The sequence below is a fragment of the Sphingomonas piscis genome (assembly GCF_011300455.1).
GTDB classification, from domain to species: Bacteria; Pseudomonadota; Alphaproteobacteria; order Sphingomonadales; family Sphingomonadaceae; genus Sphingomicrobium; species Sphingomicrobium piscis.
On the sequence record NZ_CP049869.1, the window covers coordinates 2,151,084 to 2,166,766 of the forward strand.

Sequence of the window (15,683 nt, forward strand, 5' to 3'; positions counted from 1 at the left end):
ACGCTCGGCCTGTTAGGGATTGCAGGCACACCAGATGTGGATCTGAGATAGAATGTCTGTTTTCGGTCTGAGCGCTCGCTTTACTGCTTTGTCCTCCGAGCGGCGGCGATCGCTTCCTTTAGCGCGTCGTAGCCGACGGCGCCGTTCAGCACCTTGTTGCCGATGATGAACAAGGGGGTCGCGTTGGCGCCGAGTTGCTGGGCCATTTGGTAGTTGCGCTTGAGCTCGGCCTCGGCCGCGGGATCGGCTGCGGCGGCATCGGGGATACCGGCGGCGCGTGCGGCAAGCGCAATGGTCTCCGGCCCGGGACGGCCGGCCGCGTACAGCGCGTCGTGGAACTGCGCGAACCGGCCGGCGCGTGAGGCCGCAAGCGACACCTTCGCCGCATCCAGGCTGGCCTGCCCAAGGATCGGGAATTCGCGGTAGACGACCCGCAGGCCCTTGTCCTCGGCGATCAGCCGCTCGATGTCGGGGTTGCTCGCCTTGCAATAGGTGCAGGCATAATCGAAGAATTCGACCAGGGTGACGTCGGGCTTGGCCGATCCTTTCCAGGACGAGGCGAAGGCTGTTTCCAAAGGCTGGCGATAAGCGGTGAGGACCGGTTCATACTGACGGTCGCGAAGCGCGTCCGACGCTTGAACCAGGATGTCCGGCTGCTCCACCAAAGCCTCGCGGACCAGCCGCGGGCCGAGCCACTGGGGTGCGGCGACGACCAACAGGCCCGCCGTCAGCACCGATCCCAGGACACCGCCGACGATCCCCGGCACCCACGGCGACCGGCCTTTGTGTTCGCTCACTTGGTCTTTTTCTCTCTATATCTCTTGTCGGTCTTCGCGAGCTCGGCGCGCGCTACCATGGCGATGTCCTGCGCGCGCAGATAGTCCGGGCTCCCGGAAGGAATGCCGCGCATTGCAAGCTGGGCGCTGGCAAGCGCAAGCTTCGGCTCGCCCTCCAGATTCTTGCTTTCGGCCATCGCCAGCGCAGCCCGCGCTTGATCGCCCTCCCGGCCATAAATGGTGCCGAGCTGATACCAGGCGAAGGGATTGTCGTTGTCTCGGGCCACGGCGGCCTTCAGCACCTCCTTGGCTTCCTTGAGGTTCTCGGGCTTCTCCGTCGCAACCAGCGCGTGGCCGAGCATGGAGGCAATGAGCGGTGAGCGGCCGCTACCGTCCACCGCCTCGCGAAGCGGCGCGATGGCGTCGGCGGGACGACCCGATTCCAGAAGGATCTGCCCCTTCAACTCGAGGAAATAGGGATCGTGCGGGTCCGCCTTCAGCAAGGCGTCCGCCTCGTTGAGGGCCGTCTCCGGGTAGGCACCGACATGATAGGCATAGGCGCGGGCATAATGGGCCGGAATGCTCTGGTCGCTGCTTGGGAAACGGGTGGTTGCAAGCTTGGGATTGAGGAAGCCGATCAGCTTGGCCTTCACCCGCTCGAACCGCGCCTCCAGCTTCGGATCGTATGGCCGGTTCCAGGCCGGGTCCTTTTGGTAGATCTGCTCGAGCGACTGGATACGCTCGCTGGAGAGGGGGTGAGTGCGGTCGTAGCTGTCCTTGGCATAGATCGCGAGGCGATATTCCTGCTGGTTCAGTTTCTTGAAAAAGCTGAGGCTGCCCTTGCCGCTGATACCCGCACCGGAAAGATATTTGGCGCCGGCCAAGTCGGCTGAGCTTTCCTGGGCGCGGGTGAAGGACAGGAAATTGCCCATCGCCACTTGCTGGCCAAGCGCCATGATGCCCATGCCCGCTTCGCCCGCGCCGGCCGCCATCGCCAGCGCGCCAAGCAAGACGGTCGCGATGTTAAGCTTGCCCGCCGAGCTGATGCCCTCCGACATGCGGATGGAGTGACCGCCGGCGACGTGGCCAAGTTCGTGCGCGATCACGCCCTGAAGCTCGCCGATATTGTCGGCCGCGGTGAGCAGGCCGGTGTGGATGTAGACGGTCTGCCCGGTAGCGACGAAGGCGTTGATCTCGCCGTCCTGGATCAGGACCACGTTGACGTTCTTGGGGTCGAGACCGGCCGCCGTGATCAGCGGTGCCGATGCGTCCCTGAACAAAGCTTCCGTTTCCGTATCGCGGAGGATCGACTGGGCCGCCGCGGGCTGCGCCGCCGCGAACACCATCAGCAGGCCAAGCATCATCAGCCGCATGACGCGGGGCAGTGCTTTTATCATGCGGCCGCTTCCCACCCCTCGACTGAACGGCCGATGAAGTGGGAAGCGGCGATCCGCCATGAAGGGATCAGCCGAAGGTCCGCTGCCACCAGCCGCGGCGGGGTTCGCCGGTCTGCTCAGCAGCCGAGTCATTGTCCGCTGCGGGAACCGGCGCGGCATCCGATGCCGCTTCGGGAGTCTCGGCCGGTGCTTCCGCAGCCGCTTCGACAGGAGCTTCGGACTTCTTCGTGCGACGAGCGCGCGGCTTTTTGGCCGGAGCCTCCGGCGCCGCCTCGGCTGCCTCCGGTGCTGCCGGCGCTTCGGCCGCAATCTCGGGTGCAGCCTCAGCGGTAGGCTCGGCTGCCGCCGCTTCGGCGGCGCGGGCGCGGGGACGACGACGGGTGCGCGGCTTTGCCTCCTCCGCAGGTGCCGTCTCGGCAACCGGTGCCTCCTCGGCGACCGGCGTCTCGATCATCGGCGAGGCGTCGGGCTGGACGTCAGGCTGCGCGTCTGCTGCCGGAGCATCCTCGCCGCCGCCACGGCCACCGCGACGACGTCGCCGGCGCGGACGCTCGCCGCTGTCTTCCGTCGGCGCCTCGGACCGTTCGGGAGCGTCCGCAACGGTTTCAGGCTGCTCGGCGCCCTCATCGGACTGCTCGGAGGCCTCTTCACCGCCTTCACGGCGGGAGCGGCCGCGGCCACCGCGACGGCGACGCCGGCGACGGCGGCCATTGCGATCCTCGTCGCCATGACGCTCGTCGCGGCGGCCCTCACCGCGTTCGCTGCGCTCTTCGTCCTCGGCTTCTTCCTCTTCCTCTTCCTCGTCTTCCTCAAGAGCGAGGTCGAGACTTGCATCCTCTTCCTCGACCGGGGCCGCGATCTGCGGACGCGGCTGGGCGACGGGACGCGGGCCGGAGCTTTCCACCGTCATCCGAGCGCCTTCGAGGCTCTCGTCGATGATGACCTCGACCTGGACGCCGTAGCGCTTTTCGATCTCGCCGAGCTCGGCGCGCTTCTTGTTGAGCAGGTAGATGGCGGCTTCGCGCCCGGCGCGGAGGCAGATCTTCTCGCCGCGGCCGCGCGTGGCTTCGTCCTCGATCATGCGCAGCGCCGACAGGCCGGCGGAAGCGGCGGTGCGCATCAGGCCGGTGCCCTCGCAATGCGGGCAGGCCTTGGTGGACGCTTCCAACACGCCGGTGCGCAGACGCTGGCGGCTCATTTCCATGAGGCCGAAGCTGGAGATGCGGCCGACCTGGATCCGCGCGCGGTCGTTCTTCAGCGCCTCCTTCATGGCCTTTTCGACTTTCCGGACATGGCTGTTCTGTTCCATGTCGATGAAGTCGATCACGACCAGGCCTGCCATGTCCCGCAGGCGGAGCTGGCGCGCGATCTCGGCCGCGGCCTCGAGGTTGGTGTTGTAGGCGGTCTGCTCGATATTATGCTCGCGCGTCGACCGGCCCGAGTTAATGTCGATCGAGACGAGAGCCTCGGTCGGATTGATGACGAGGTAGCCGCCCGACTTAAGCTGGACCACCGGCTGGTACATGGCGCCAAGCTGGTCCTCGACACCGAAGCGCTGGAACATCGGAGTTGAGTCGCTGTGCAACTTCACGCGCCGCACATGGCTCGGCATCAGCAGCTTCATGAAGCCGCGCGCGGCCTTGAAGCCCTCGTCCCCCTCGACCAGCACCTCGTCGATGTCGCGGTGATAGAGGTCGCGAATGGCACGCTTGATGAGGTCGCTGTCGCGATAGATGAGCGCCGGCGCGCTGCTTCCGAGCGTTTTCTCCCGGATCTCGTCCCAGAGGCGAGCAAGATAGTCGAAGTCGCGCTTGATCTCGACCTTGGTGCGCGACAGGCCGGCGGTGCGGACGATCAGGCCCATGGTCGACGGCAGGTTCAAGTCCGCCATGATCGTCTTCAGCCGCTTGCGGTCGGCACCGTTGGAAATCTTCCGGCTGATGCCGCCGCCGTGCGACGTGTTGGGCATCAGCACGCAATAGCGGCCGGCAAGGCTGAGATAGGTGGTGAGCGCCGCGCCCTTGTTGCCGCGCTCTTCCTTGACGACCTGGACCAGCAGCACCTGACGGCGCTGGATAACGTCCTGAATCTTGTAGCGGCGGCGCAGATTCATGCGCTTGCGGCGAAGTTCGTCGGCGGCGCTTTCGTCTACGGCCGAGCGCGGAGCACCGGCGCTCGCTTCTTCCGAACCCTCGCGAGGCTCGCCATTCTCGTCCTCGTGATCGTCATGCTCGTCGGCATGGCCATCATCGTCACGGCCGTCTTCGCTGTGATCGTGATCGTGATCGTCGTCGTGGGCGTTGCGTAGCCGCTCTTCCTCGGCGGCATGTTCGGCCTCTTCGCGAAGCAGCGCCTCGCGGTCCGCCTTCGGAATCTGGTAATAGTCCGGGTGGATTTCGCTGAAGGCCAGAAAGCCGTGGCGATTGCCGCCGTAATCGACGAACGCCGCCTGAAGCGACGGTTCGACCCTGGTTACCTTGGCGAGATAGATATTGCCCTTGAGCTGCTTGTGCTCGGCGGATTCGAAATCGAATTCTTCAACCCGATTGCCCTTGACGACGGCGACCCGGGTTTCCTCCGGGTGGCGCGCGTCGATCAGCATGCGCATGTTCATTGAATGGTCTCCGGGCGCGCGATGCAAACCGGCTTGGCCGGCGGCGCGCTGCAATTGGGCCCGGCCCGTCCGGCGTCGCACCGGGGGCAGGGACAGGATGTTGGGAAAGCGTGTCTGCTCCAATCGCCATCCGCGCGAATTTCGCGAGGGACGCGCCGACCAGCTCTTTGGAGAGCATGGACGTGGCGTTCTTTGGCATCATGTAGCGTCAACCTTGTGAGCCGCGCGCCTTGCACTGGTCGCGGCATATTCACCGGTTGGAACCGGGAACGGATGAAGGACTAGCACCGCCAATGCCCCGCCGCAACTGGCCGACCGAGCCCGCACCGCCGATCCTAGCAAACACATCATGCCTAATCGCTTGTTAACTACAAACCATGCTAGACGAGGCAAGGGCAGGGCGAGTTGTTGGGTAGAGTGCATCCTCGAACATGGGTCGGTGTGGCTGGGGGCGTCCTGCTCCTCGGTGCGGCGGCGCTTGCCTTTGGCCGGCGGGAGGCGGGCACGGAGACCGATAACCGCGTCACCGTCGCGCTCGCACCGCCGATCAAGGATCGCATCTGGGCAAACCCCAGGGCTGCGACCCGCCCGATCGTGGTCCTCGATGCGGGCCATGGCGGGCACGATCCAGGCGCCATCTCCGTTTCCGGTGAGGCCCGGGAGAAAGAGCTTACCCTGACCCTTGCGCGCGAACTTCGCGACGAACTGGTGAAGCGCGGCCGGGTTAGGGTGGCGATGACCCGCGACAGCGACAGCTATTTGACGCTGGAGGACCGGTCGGCGGTCGCGCGGCGGCTGAACGCGAGCCTGTTCCTGTCGCTGCACATGGACAGCGCGCCCAACCCGCTCGCTCGCGGCGCCACCGTCTATTCCTTGTCCGACGTGGCCTCCGATGCGGAATCGGAGCGGCTCGCCGCCCTTCAGAACCGCGGCCGTGGCGAGGGCGAGGCCGCCACCGACCCGGTCGACGCCTTGCTGTCCGAATTGGCGGTGCGCAGCCAAATGACCGAGTCGGCGGACCTTGCCGCACGTTTGGTCCGCAAAACCGCAGGGCAGATCGAGCTTCGCCCCGAACCGCACCGCTTCGCCGCATTCCACGTGCTTCGAAGCGCCGGCGGAGCCGCGGTGTTGTTCGAGGCCGGCTACCTCAGCAATGCCGAGGATGAGGCCATGCTCCGTTCGCCCGAGGCCCGGGCGAAAATCGTGCTTGCGCTTGCCCAGGCGATCGAAGCCGACGTGGCTGCGCGCGCAAGCCGCTGATCTTGCGCTTTTCGTGCCGCGCGTAAGCGGTTAGACGGCACAACAGATGAAAGCCCCGACGCTGCCGCTCGATCGCCTCCCGATTCCCGACCTGGTGCCCGCGACCCGCGCCGCCCGGGCGCGGCTGGAGCCCTTGTTCGCACGCCGGTGGGTCCGCTGGTTGAGCTGGGCCGCGCTCGTTGGCTTTTTGCTCTTCTCGGCGCTCTGGATCTACTTCGCGTCGACCATCCCGTCGTCCGAGAAGCTGATGGCGTACCAGCTGCCATTGCCGACCAACGTCCGCGGCAATGATGGCAACCCGGTTCAGACCTTCGCGCGCGAACGGCGGGTGGAGCTGTCCTACGACGAATATCCGCCGTTGGTGGTGCAGGCCTTCATCTCTGCCGAGGACAAGACCTTCTTCAGCCATGGCGGCATCGACTATCCCGGCCTTGCCGCCGCGGTGGTCGAATTCGTCGGCAAGAAGGCGACGGGCGGCGGCAGGTCCAAAGGCGGCTCCACCATTACGCAGCAGGTCGCCAAGGCGCTGCTCCAGGACAATAGTTATTCCATTACCCGCAAGGCTCGGGAGGGGATCCTCGCCTTCAGGCTGGAATCGACCCTAAGCAAGGAGCAGATCCTCGAGCTCTACCTCAACCAGATCTTCCTCGGCCGGAACGCCTATGGAGTGCAGGCCGCGAGCCGGGCCTATTTCGACAAGGATGTCGCCGACCTGACTTTGCCGGAAGCGGCCTATTTGGCGATCCTGCCCAAGGCGCCGTCCAACTACGATCCCGTCCGCGCCACGCAGCGCGCTCTAGACCGCCGCAACTATGTTCTGCGGGAAATGGAGAACAACGGCTACATCACCGCCGCCCAGCGCAACGAAGCGGCCGCAACCCAGCTTGGGACGATCCGCTACGGAAGCAATGAGAAGTTCCGGCAGCAGGGCGGCTATTTCATGGAAGAGGTGCGCCGGATCCTCGCCAAGCAGTTCGGCGAGAATGCCGATGGGGAGCATCCGAATAGCGTCTACGCGGGGGGCCTGTGGGTGCGCACGTCCATGGTGCCCCACATGCAGGATGCAGCCGCCGAGGCGCTCCGCGAAGGATTGGCCAAGTTCGACGGCGGACGTGGCTGGCGCGATCTTGGGTTGACCGTGGACCTCAGCGGCGACTGGGCAGGGCAGCTCGACCGCGCCCCGGTTGGGGTAGGCTTCAGCGATTGGCGCAAGGCGGTGGTGCTCGCAAAAAGCGGCAACGAAGCGGAGATCGGTTTCACCAACGGGTCAAAGGGCGTGCTTCCCGCATCCGCCGCGACGCAGGAGAAGCGCGGCGTCGGCGGCGCGGCTTTCGGTCACCTGAAGCCTGGCATGATCATCATCGTGAAGCAGAACGGCGCGAACGATTACGCGCTTCGCTCCATTCCGGAGATCGGCGGTGGCTTCATCGCGGAGGAGGTTCGCACCGGCCGGATCCTGGCGATGCAGGGTGGCTTCGACGTTATCGGGTCGAGCTACAACCGCGCGACCCAGGCGCTTCGACAGCCAGGCTCGGCATTCAAGCCCATCGTTTATGAAACGGCGCTGGAGAATGGCTTTACGCCCGCGTCGATCGTCGTCGATGCGCCCTTTTGCGTCTGGCAGGGCGCGGGGCTCGGCAACAAATGTTTCGTCAATTTCGATCGCCGCTACTCCGGTCCCAAGACAATGCGCTGGGGCGTCGAACAATCGCGCAACCTGATGACGGTGCGTACCGCCTCCCAGGTCGGAATGCAGAAAATCGTCGACCATGCCCGCACGCTGGGCGTGGGCAGTTTCGAGCCTTACCTCTCGATGGCGCTCGGCGCGGGCGACACCACGGTGATGAAGCTCACCAACGCTTATGCGATCATGGCCAATCAGGGACGTGAGGTGAAGCCGACGCTGATCGACTTCGTGCAGGACCGGAACGGCAAGGTCATCTACCGGTCGGACAATCGCTGCAGCATTATGGACAATTGCAATTCGGCGGACTGGGATGGCAAGGCAATGCCGCGCCCGCCGATCCGCGCCAAGCAATTGCTCGATCCGATGGCTGCGTTCCAGATGGTTCACGTCCTGACTGGCGTGGTCGAGCGCGGCACCGCAACAATCCTGCGCGACCTCAACCGGCCGATGTTTGGCAAGACTGGCACGACCACCGGCCCGACCAACGTCTGGTTCGTCGGGGGACGCCCGACATCGTCGGCGGCGTCTACATTGGCTATGACCAGCCAAGGCCGATGGGTCATGGCGCCCAGGGCGGCCGCATCGCGGCGCCGATCTTCAAGCAATTTGCCGAAAAGGCCTTCGCGGGCATGCCGCCCGTGCCGTTCGTGGCGCCGCAGGGCATCCGCTGGGTCCGCATCGATCGCACCAGCGGTCGCCGCGTGTTCGGATCCTTCCCCGTTCGGGAGGACCCGAAGTCGCCCGTCATCTGGGAAGCCTTCCAGCCGCAGACCGAACCGCGCCGGTCGTTCCGGAGCCGCGGTTCCGACGAGGCGGAAGACCAGGCCGACTCTGCAGCGCGTGTTGCAGCGGCTCCGCGGCGCCCGCGCCAGCCCCGCCCGGTTCAGGCGTCTGCGCCGCGCAGTCCAGCCCCGGCCGCGACCAATAGCTTGCCAACTGCAACGGCGACTAACTAGGTAGCGTCGACATCACGACCGGCGTCGGACCGGCCGGTGCCTATTCTCGGCCTGCCGCCCGGACCCGACCTCCAAGAGGACCTTACCATGCGCGCTGAAGCGCAAGCCTATGCCGACCAGATCAACGCCGCCACCGCCTTGCTTCGGCGCTTCCTCGACTGGGACCGCGCGCTCAAGCGGCTGGAGGAGCTGAACGCCAAGGTGGAGGATTCGACTCTCTGGGACGATCCCAAGGCCGCGCAAGAGGTGATGCGGGAACGGCGGCGGCTTGAGGAAGCGATCGGCGCCACACGCAAGCTTGAAACGGAACTGGCCGACACGCTTGAATTGATCGAGATGGCCGAGGCCGAAGGCGACGATGGCCTTGTCGACGATGGCGTCCGCAGCCTCGGCGAGCTTGCCGAGCGGGCCGAGCGCGACAAGGTCGCCGCCTTGCTTGCGGGCGAAGCAGACGCCAACAACGCTTATGTCGAGGTCAACGCCGGCGCCGGTGGGACGGAAAGCCAGGACTGGGCCGAGATGCTGCAGCGCATGTACACGCGCTGGGGCGAGCGGCACAGGATGAAGGTCGAACTGGTCGACTATCACTCCGGCGAGCAGGCCGGGATCAAGTCCGCGACCCTGCTGGTGAAGGGCGAGAATGCCTACGGCAACCTCAAGGTCGAGAGCGGCGTCCACCGCCTCGTCCGGATCAGTCCCTATGACAGCAACGCGCGCCGCCACACCAGCTTCTCGAGCGTCTGGGTCTATCCGGAAGTCGACGACGATATCGATATCGAGATCAACGAGGCGGATTTGCGTATCGACACGTACCGTGCGTCAGGCGCGGGCGGGCAGCACGTCAACACGACCGACAGCGCGGTCCGTATCACTCATATCCCGACCGGGATCGTCGTCGCCTGCCAGAACGAGCGATCGCAGCACAAGAATCGCGCGTCCGCGTTCAAGCAACTGAAGGCGCGCCTGTACGAGAATGAGCTTCAGAAGCGTGAGGCGGAAGCCAATGCCGCCAATGCCGCCAAGACCGATATCGGCTGGGGCCACCAGATCCGGTCCTACGTTCTCCAGCCGTACCAGCTTGTGAAGGATCTCCGCACCGGCGTGACCTCCACCGCGCCCGGCGACGTGCTCGACGGCGATCTGGACCGGTTCATGGCGGCAGCCTTGTCGCAGCGGGTCACGGGCGAAAAGGTCGAAGTCGAGGATGTCGATTAGGCTCGTTCTTCTCCTTCTCGGTTCGCTGACGCTCGATGCTTGCCGGGCCGCGCCCGCCGAGCCGCAATTTCCCAAGGCCCACCGCGATGTCGCGCCGATCGTCGGCGCGAGCTTCTCCACCGAGGACGCGCGCGACCGTGTTGGAGAAGCCGAGGAGGTGATGGCGCTTGCGGGCGTGAAATCCGGTATGTGGGTCGCGGACGTCGGCGCGGGTGAGGGCTACTATACCGTCCGGCTCGCGCCCGCTGTCGGAACCAAGGGCCGCGTACTCGCCGAGGACATCCAGGCGGACGTGCGCGCGAAACTGCTTGAGCGCGTGTCGCGCGAACGGCTCGACAATGTCGCGGTGCGGCTCGGCACGCCGGACGACCCGATGCTTCCGGCGCGAAGCTTCGAGCGGATATTCCTGGTCCACATGTACCATGAGGTGGAGGAGCCCTACGCCTTTCTCTGGCGGCTGCGCGAAGGGCTCAAGGACGGCGGGGAAGTGGTGGTGGTGGACGCCGACCGGCCGACGCGCCGCCATGGCATTCCGCCCAAGCTGCTGGTGTGCGAGTTCGCAGCATTGGGAATGCAGCCGACCAAGGTTCAAAAGCTTAGCGGCGGGGAAAGCTATTATGCATCCTTCCGCATCGCCGCGCCCCGGCCTCGGCCCGAGGAGATCAAGGCCTGTAAAGGGTAGGGGCTAAATGACGCCCAGCTGCCGCATGCTGCTGCACTGTCCGCCGCCGAACACCAAATGGTCCAAAACGAAGCAATCTAGTGCCTCGGCGACGGCGCACAGCTTCTTCGTGGCCCGAAAATCCGACAGGCTTGGACGCGAATCGCCGCTTGGGTGATTGTGGGCAAGGACCAGCCCGGCCGTTCCCAGCGATGCGGCAGTCGCGACGATCGTCCGCAGCGGGAAATCGGTGCTGCACGCATCGCCGATGTGGCGAGAGAGGTGAAGGCAGCGCGCTTGAGAGTCGAGATGCGCCACGAAGAGGTTCTCGACCGTAGGGTCGCAGTCGCTGAAGCAGCTTGTGAAGAAGCTTTCCGCTTCGGCGCTGCCTGTGATCCGGGCGGGTAATTCGGCACGCTGATGCTGCATTTCCTGTGCCTAGGATCATGCAACTGCCCGACCGATGAAGACCCGGTCCGAAACGGACCAAGATGCCGCCGGGGAAAAGCAGTTGGAGCGGGCGGAGCCTGCGTCTAGTCTCCCTTGCATGCGGCAATATCTCGATCTGATGCAGCGGGTGCTGGACGAAGGCGTCGAGCAGCAGGACCGGACCGGCACCGGCACCCTGTCGGTCTTCGGCGCCCAGATGCGCTTCGATCTCGGCCACGGTTTTCCGCTGCTGACGACCAAGAAGCTTCATCTGCGATCCATCATCGTCGAACTGCTCTGGTTCCTACGCGGCGACACCAACATTGCCTGGCTGAAGGACCGCAAGGTCAGCATCTGGGACGAATGGGCAGACGAGAATGGCGATCTCGGTCCGGTCTACGGCAAGCAATGGCGCCATTGGGAAACTGCGGACGGGCACGAGGTTGACCAGATTAGAGCGCTGGTGGACCTCATCAAGCGCGATCCGGCATCGCGGCGGCAGATCGTCACCGCGTGGAACCCGGGCGAGCTCGACCGCATGGCGCTGGCGCCCTGCCATTGCCTCTTCCAGACCCAGGTGGCGGCCGGCAGGCTGAACCTTCAACTATATCAACGCAGCGCCGACCTATTCCTCGGCGTGCCCTTCAACATCGCGTCTTATGCCTTGCTGACCCACATGCTGGCGCGGGAGTGCGGGCTGCAACCGGGGACTTTCGTCTGGACCGGGGGCGACGTTCACCTCTACTCCAACCATCTGGAGCAGACGCGCCTTCAGCTAACGCGCGAGCCCCGCCCGCTGCCACAGCTGATCCTCAAGGATCGGGGCCAGTCCCTGTTCGACTACGAGCCCGAAGACTTCGCGTTCGATGCTTACGATCCGCACCCGCACATCAGCGCGCCGGTGGCCGTCTAGTCACGCACAGAAAAGAACGGCGGCGAAATGGAAACCCTAGCCGCCTTCCGCGTTCCTCTCTCCGCAAACAAGGAGAACGCACATGGTTCGCAAAATCGTGACGATGGTCGTCATCGGCGGCGCAATGGCGATTTCTGCCTGCAACACCGTTCGCGGTGCCGCAGCGGACGTCAATTCCGTCGCTAACGAAGTCGACAAGAACACCTGATTTCGCCATGATCGTTCCGCCAGGGGAATGGAGGAATGATCATGGTTCGTAAGCTTGTGACCGCTGCTGCAATCGGCATGGCTGTGATGCTCGCCGGCTGCAACACCGTTCGCGGCGCCGCAGCCGATCTTAACTCCGCCGCAAATTGCACCGAAGATGCAATCCGCGGCGGACGCTGCTGATCAATTAAGCGGTATGAAAAGGAGCCCCGCCGGGAGCGATTCCGGCGGGGCTTTCCTATAACTTAGAACTCGAACCCGACGCCGCCGTTGGCACCGACATTCTTCTCACTGTCGTAGGTGACGCCTAGCTTGAAGGTGGCATTGCCTCCCTGCAGCCGGTGTGATGCGCCGACCGCGAACGCCGTCTTGCCGCGAAAGGTGCCGAAGCCACCGGCGATCATGGTACGGCCCTCGCCGTTCGCCTGCGGAAGGCCCGCAGCCGCCAGCGCCGAAGCCGTGCCGGCCCGGCCTTCCCGTGCATTGTCGCGGATGTCGAACGACAGATCGTCGATCCGCGATGTCAGCGCTGCGTCCGCCGATGCCCGAGCAGCGCTTTCGCTGGTTATCATGGAGGTCGCGGCGGTCAGCTGGCTGACGTTCACCGCATCGCCGGCGGCAACGCCATTGGCCATATTGCTGACCGTCCGCCCTCCGACATTGACCTGGTTGGCCGCCGTCGTGACGGTATCGGCGCCGAGCGCGACCGAGTTCATGTGAACCGCCTGCGCACCCTGACCCAGAGCGGTCGCATTCGCCATCGTCGCCGAGGAGCCCTGGCCCAACGTCGTCGAATCCACGCCGGTGGCGTTGGTCTGACGGCCGATCGCGGTAGCCTGCGCGGCCGTCGCCTCGGCGCTATTGCCGAGCGCGGTCGCATTGTTGGCGGTCGCATCCGCTTCCCAGCCGATCGCGGTTGCGCCGATCCCGGTGGCGCTGGAATCACCGCCGATCGCGGTCACGTGGACGCCGGTCGCCTTGGCCTGGCTGCCGATTGCGACATTGTCGTCCGTCGCACCGGCGCCGGTCGTGTTCTGCGCCAGCGCACCGTCGCCGATGGCAATGGAATCGCGGCCGTTCGCGACCGCTCCGTCGCCGTCCCCGTCGGCGTCACCGCCAATCGCAATCGCTCCGACGCCGCGCGCTTCCGTGTCCGACCCGACGGCGGTTCCCGACGCATCGGTCGCAAGAGCGCCATAAGCGCCACCGTCCGTGTTGCCGCCGATGGCGACACCGCCGACCCCAAGCGCGGCGGCCTGGCCACCGACCACTGTCGTCTGGGCGGCGCCACCGAAGGCGCGGCCCCCGATCGCCGTGGCGTTGGTTCCAGTCGACAAGGCGTCGGCACCGACCGCCACGCTGTAAACGCCGTTCGCTACGGCGCCGTCGCCGTCGGCGTTGCCGTCGCTGCCGATCGAGACTGCGCCGACCTGGCGCGCTTCCGAATCGGCGCCGATCGCAATTCCGGCGGCATCGGTTGCGAGTGCCCCGTAGGCGCCGCCGTCGGTGTTGCCGCCGACGGCGATCCCGCCGGTGCCGAGCGCAGCGGCATTGTTGCCATTGACCGTGGTCTGGTCGGCAAGGCCCGCCGCCCCATCGCCCGTTACAGTTGCGCCGACGCCTGTGGCCGTCGAGCCGGCACCGCATTCGGTGCTTTCGGCAGCAGGACCGGCATTACACTCCGGCGTCGGGTCCGCCTGTGCAGCCGATGCGAAAGCGATGATCGATAGGGTTGCGACGCCCGTGAGTAGACCGGTCCTGAAATGTGTCATGTACTGCCTCCGTTTTTGTTGCGCCGACGACAGCCGGGACGGTCCAGAAGGGACCGCCACGACCGTCGGAGGCATCGACAGCTACGGAGGCGAGAAGGGCGCGGATGCGCGGCACCGGAAATAATTTGCTGAGGAAGATCAGACTGGGTTCAGCGTGCCCGCGGCGAGCACCGGCCCGGTCGGCGCGCCGGTCGGTGAACCGCCGCTCGGCTCAAGCGAGAGCGCGATGGTGGCGCCGCTGGCAACCTGCGCGGCAAGAGCTGGGTCGAGCCGCCGGCGCTGCACACCGCTGGGCTGCACGAGGCCGAGCGAGACCGGCGCCTGACCCGCCGGGATCAGCCACAATTCGTGATCGCGCCCGGCTTCCCGACCGACGCGGCCCGGAGTGATGACGATCTCCCGCTGCGTGCCTGCATAAGTGACGGCAAGCGAGGTCGGGCCTTCTTCGGACGCGAGTGACGCCACCAGCACCGGTGCAGGAGTCGGGGCAGTGACCGGCGACTGCGGCGGCTGCGGGGGAGTGGGCAGCAAGAGCAATGCCGCCGCGGCTGCCGCAGCAGCAGCCGTCGTTGCGGCCGAAACCGACTTCCAGAAGCGGACCTTGCGGGCAAGCTGATGCACCTCGCCGCCGCTGGCGCCGGAGATGCGCCGCTCGATCAGCGACCAGAGGTCCGCCCGCGGCTGTACCGGGGCAATGTCGTTCAACAAGGGCGCGAAACGTTCCTGCCAGGCCGCGACATCGCGCGCGAAGGCATCGTCCGTCGTGGCGCGATTGCGGGCGTCGAGCAGTTCCTGACCCTCGAGCAAGCCAAGCGCATATTCCGCGGCAAGGATTTCGTCGTCGCTCATCCGCTGAGGCAGCCCTTCAGCTGCAGCAACCCGCGCCGGATCCAGCTCTTCATCGTGCCGAGCGGCACATTGTCGCGCAGCGCCAAGTGTGAATAGGCAAGCCCGTCGAAGAAGGCGGCGCGGATCGCTTTACGGTGCGTCGTTTCCAGGCCGTCCATGCAGTGGCGGAGGCGCTCGGCCTCCTGAGCATCGGAAACGCGGGTGAATGCGTCGGGAGAGGCATCCGCGACCTGCTCGGCCTGGTCGAGTCCATCTGCCGGTCGGACGCGCCGGGAGCGAAGGCGGTCGATCGCCCGATTGCGCGCAATGGTAGCGAGCCATGTGATCGGGCTGGAACGCTCGCGGTCGAAGCTCCCGGCCCGCGACCACACGCTGACGTACACCTCCTGAAGCACGTCCTCAGCCTCGTCCTGTTCTTTCAGGATGCGCGCGCAGATCCCCAGCAGCTTGGCGGAGGTCAGATCGTAGACGGTCTTTAAGCCCGCCTTGTCGCCATTCGCCACACGCGACAAAGCGGCGATCAGGTGCTCCCTGTCGTACACAGGCGCTTGCGAGGGAGCAGGACGGGCCACATCAATGGTAGTGGCACCGGCGCAAGCCGTTGGCTAGGCAGTTCCGTCACGGACGCCATCTCCGCTGGAAACCGCCCGACGCATGAAGCTCGTCGAACGCCGCTGCGATGCGAAGCAGCATCTGCGCATCCTCCTTGGTCGCGGCAGTCGTCGCCCTGGCCCGGCACCACTCCGCTTCCTCGGCAAAGGTCCGCGAATGGGAAGGAGCATATTGATGGGTCGGTGAGAGGTCGGCGAACACCCCGCCGTTGCTACCAGCAGCGGTTGGCATCGACCCACCTCCGTCCATCCGCACGGCAGACGGCTTCGACAGCAATATCGGGCGCCGGATCTCCGCGCATTCGCCGCCCGGCATCGAGCAACGCATTGTCTCTT

General features: G+C 65.6%; 15 protein-coding genes. 7 read left to right on the forward strand and 8 right to left on the reverse strand.

Annotation, left to right across the window (positions count from 1 at the left end; all coding sequences use genetic code 11):
* Positions 1-80 precede the first annotated feature (80 nt).
* From G7077_RS10930 to G7077_RS10940, 3 genes are all read right to left on the reverse strand, one after another.
* Positions 81-797: a DsbA family protein gene (locus tag G7077_RS10930; RefSeq protein ID WP_166411731.1), complete on the reverse strand. Its 717-nt coding sequence runs from the start codon at positions 795-797 to the stop codon at positions 81-83.
* Complete coding sequence (locus tag G7077_RS10935) at positions 794-2,173, reverse strand: M48 family metalloprotease (RefSeq protein WP_246167153.1); 1,380 nt, start codon at positions 2,171-2,173, stop codon at positions 794-796. Before G7077_RS10935 ends, G7077_RS10930 begins: the two co-directional genes overlap by 4 nt.
* Before the next feature lie 67 nt (positions 2,174-2,240).
* Positions 2,241-4,787: an Rne/Rng family ribonuclease gene (locus G7077_RS10940; RefSeq protein ID WP_166411732.1), complete on the reverse strand. Its 2,547-nt coding sequence runs from the start codon at positions 4,785-4,787 to the stop codon at positions 2,241-2,243.
* Positions 4,788-5,228: 441 nt separating this feature from the next.
* On the opposite strand from G7077_RS10940, the gene G7077_RS10945 reads away from it, so the two are divergent.
* From G7077_RS10945 to G7077_RS10960, 4 genes are all read left to right on the forward strand, one after another.
* The gene (locus G7077_RS10945) at positions 5,229-6,047 is read left to right on the forward strand and encodes an N-acetylmuramoyl-L-alanine amidase family protein (RefSeq protein ID WP_166411733.1); all 819 of its coding nucleotides are present in this window, start codon (positions 5,229-5,231) and stop codon (positions 6,045-6,047) included.
* Between the two features lie 46 nt (positions 6,048-6,093).
* On the forward strand, positions 6,094-8,694 hold the full coding sequence (locus G7077_RS10950; RefSeq protein WP_246167154.1) for a penicillin-binding protein 1A: 2,601 nt from the start codon (positions 6,094-6,096) through the stop codon (positions 8,692-8,694).
* 83 nt (positions 8,695-8,777) lie between these two features.
* On the forward strand, positions 8,778-9,905 hold the full coding sequence (prfB, locus tag G7077_RS10955; RefSeq protein WP_166411734.1) for a peptide chain release factor 2: 1,128 nt from the start codon (positions 8,778-8,780) through the stop codon (positions 9,903-9,905).
* The gene (locus G7077_RS10960; RefSeq protein ID WP_166411735.1) at positions 9,895-10,587 is read left to right on the forward strand and encodes a class I SAM-dependent methyltransferase; all 693 of its coding nucleotides are present in this window, start codon (positions 9,895-9,897) and stop codon (positions 10,585-10,587) included. The genes prfB and G7077_RS10960 overlap by 11 nt, the downstream gene beginning before the upstream one ends.
* Positions 10,588-10,590: 3 nt before the next feature.
* Here G7077_RS10960 and G7077_RS10965 read toward each other — a convergent pair whose 3' ends face one another.
* On the reverse strand, positions 10,591-10,995 hold the full coding sequence (locus G7077_RS10965) for a JAB domain-containing protein (protein ID WP_166411736.1): 405 nt from the start codon (positions 10,993-10,995) through the stop codon (positions 10,591-10,593).
* Positions 10,996-11,113: 118 nt separating this feature from the next.
* Here G7077_RS10965 and G7077_RS10970 point away from each other — a divergent pair, with 118 nt between their 5' ends.
* The 3 genes from G7077_RS10970 to G7077_RS10980 all read left to right on the forward strand — a co-directional run bounded on the left by G7077_RS10970 (position 11,114) and on the right by G7077_RS10980 (position 12,298).
* Positions 11,114-11,908 (forward strand): thymidylate synthase, encoded by a 795-nt coding sequence (locus G7077_RS10970; protein WP_166412454.1) that lies wholly within the window; start codon positions 11,114-11,116, stop codon positions 11,906-11,908.
* 82 nt (positions 11,909-11,990) lie between these two features.
* Entirely contained in the window at positions 11,991-12,116 is a 126-nt protein-coding gene (locus G7077_RS10975) for an entericidin EcnA/B family protein (protein WP_166411737.1), read from the forward strand.
* Positions 12,117-12,157: 41 nt separating this feature from the next.
* Positions 12,158-12,298, forward strand: coding sequence for a hypothetical protein (locus G7077_RS10980; protein WP_166411738.1), 141 nt, complete (start codon positions 12,158-12,160; stop codon positions 12,296-12,298).
* Between the two features lie 62 nt (positions 12,299-12,360).
* On the opposite strand, the gene G7077_RS10985 is transcribed toward G7077_RS10980, so the two are convergent.
* The 4 genes from G7077_RS10985 to G7077_RS11000 form a co-directional block, all read right to left on the reverse strand.
* Positions 12,361-13,887, reverse strand: coding sequence for a YadA family autotransporter adhesin (locus G7077_RS10985; RefSeq protein WP_166411739.1), 1,527 nt, complete (start codon positions 13,885-13,887; stop codon positions 12,361-12,363).
* A 138-nt stretch (positions 13,888-14,025) separates the two neighbouring features.
* A complete protein-coding gene (locus tag G7077_RS10990; protein ID WP_166411740.1) occupies positions 14,026-14,736 on the reverse strand; it encodes an anti-sigma factor in 711 nt (236 codons plus the stop codon).
* On the reverse strand, positions 14,733-15,278 hold the full coding sequence (locus G7077_RS10995) for a sigma-70 family RNA polymerase sigma factor (protein WP_166411741.1): 546 nt from the start codon (positions 15,276-15,278) through the stop codon (positions 14,733-14,735). Before G7077_RS10995 ends, G7077_RS10990 begins: the two co-directional genes overlap by 4 nt.
* Before the next feature lie 76 nt (positions 15,279-15,354).
* Positions 15,355-15,663 carry a hypothetical protein gene (locus tag G7077_RS11000; protein WP_166411742.1) on the reverse strand — a complete coding sequence of 103 codons (309 nt, stop codon included), beginning with the start codon at positions 15,661-15,663 and terminating at the stop codon, positions 15,355-15,357.
* Positions 15,664-15,683: the final 20 nt, after the last annotated feature.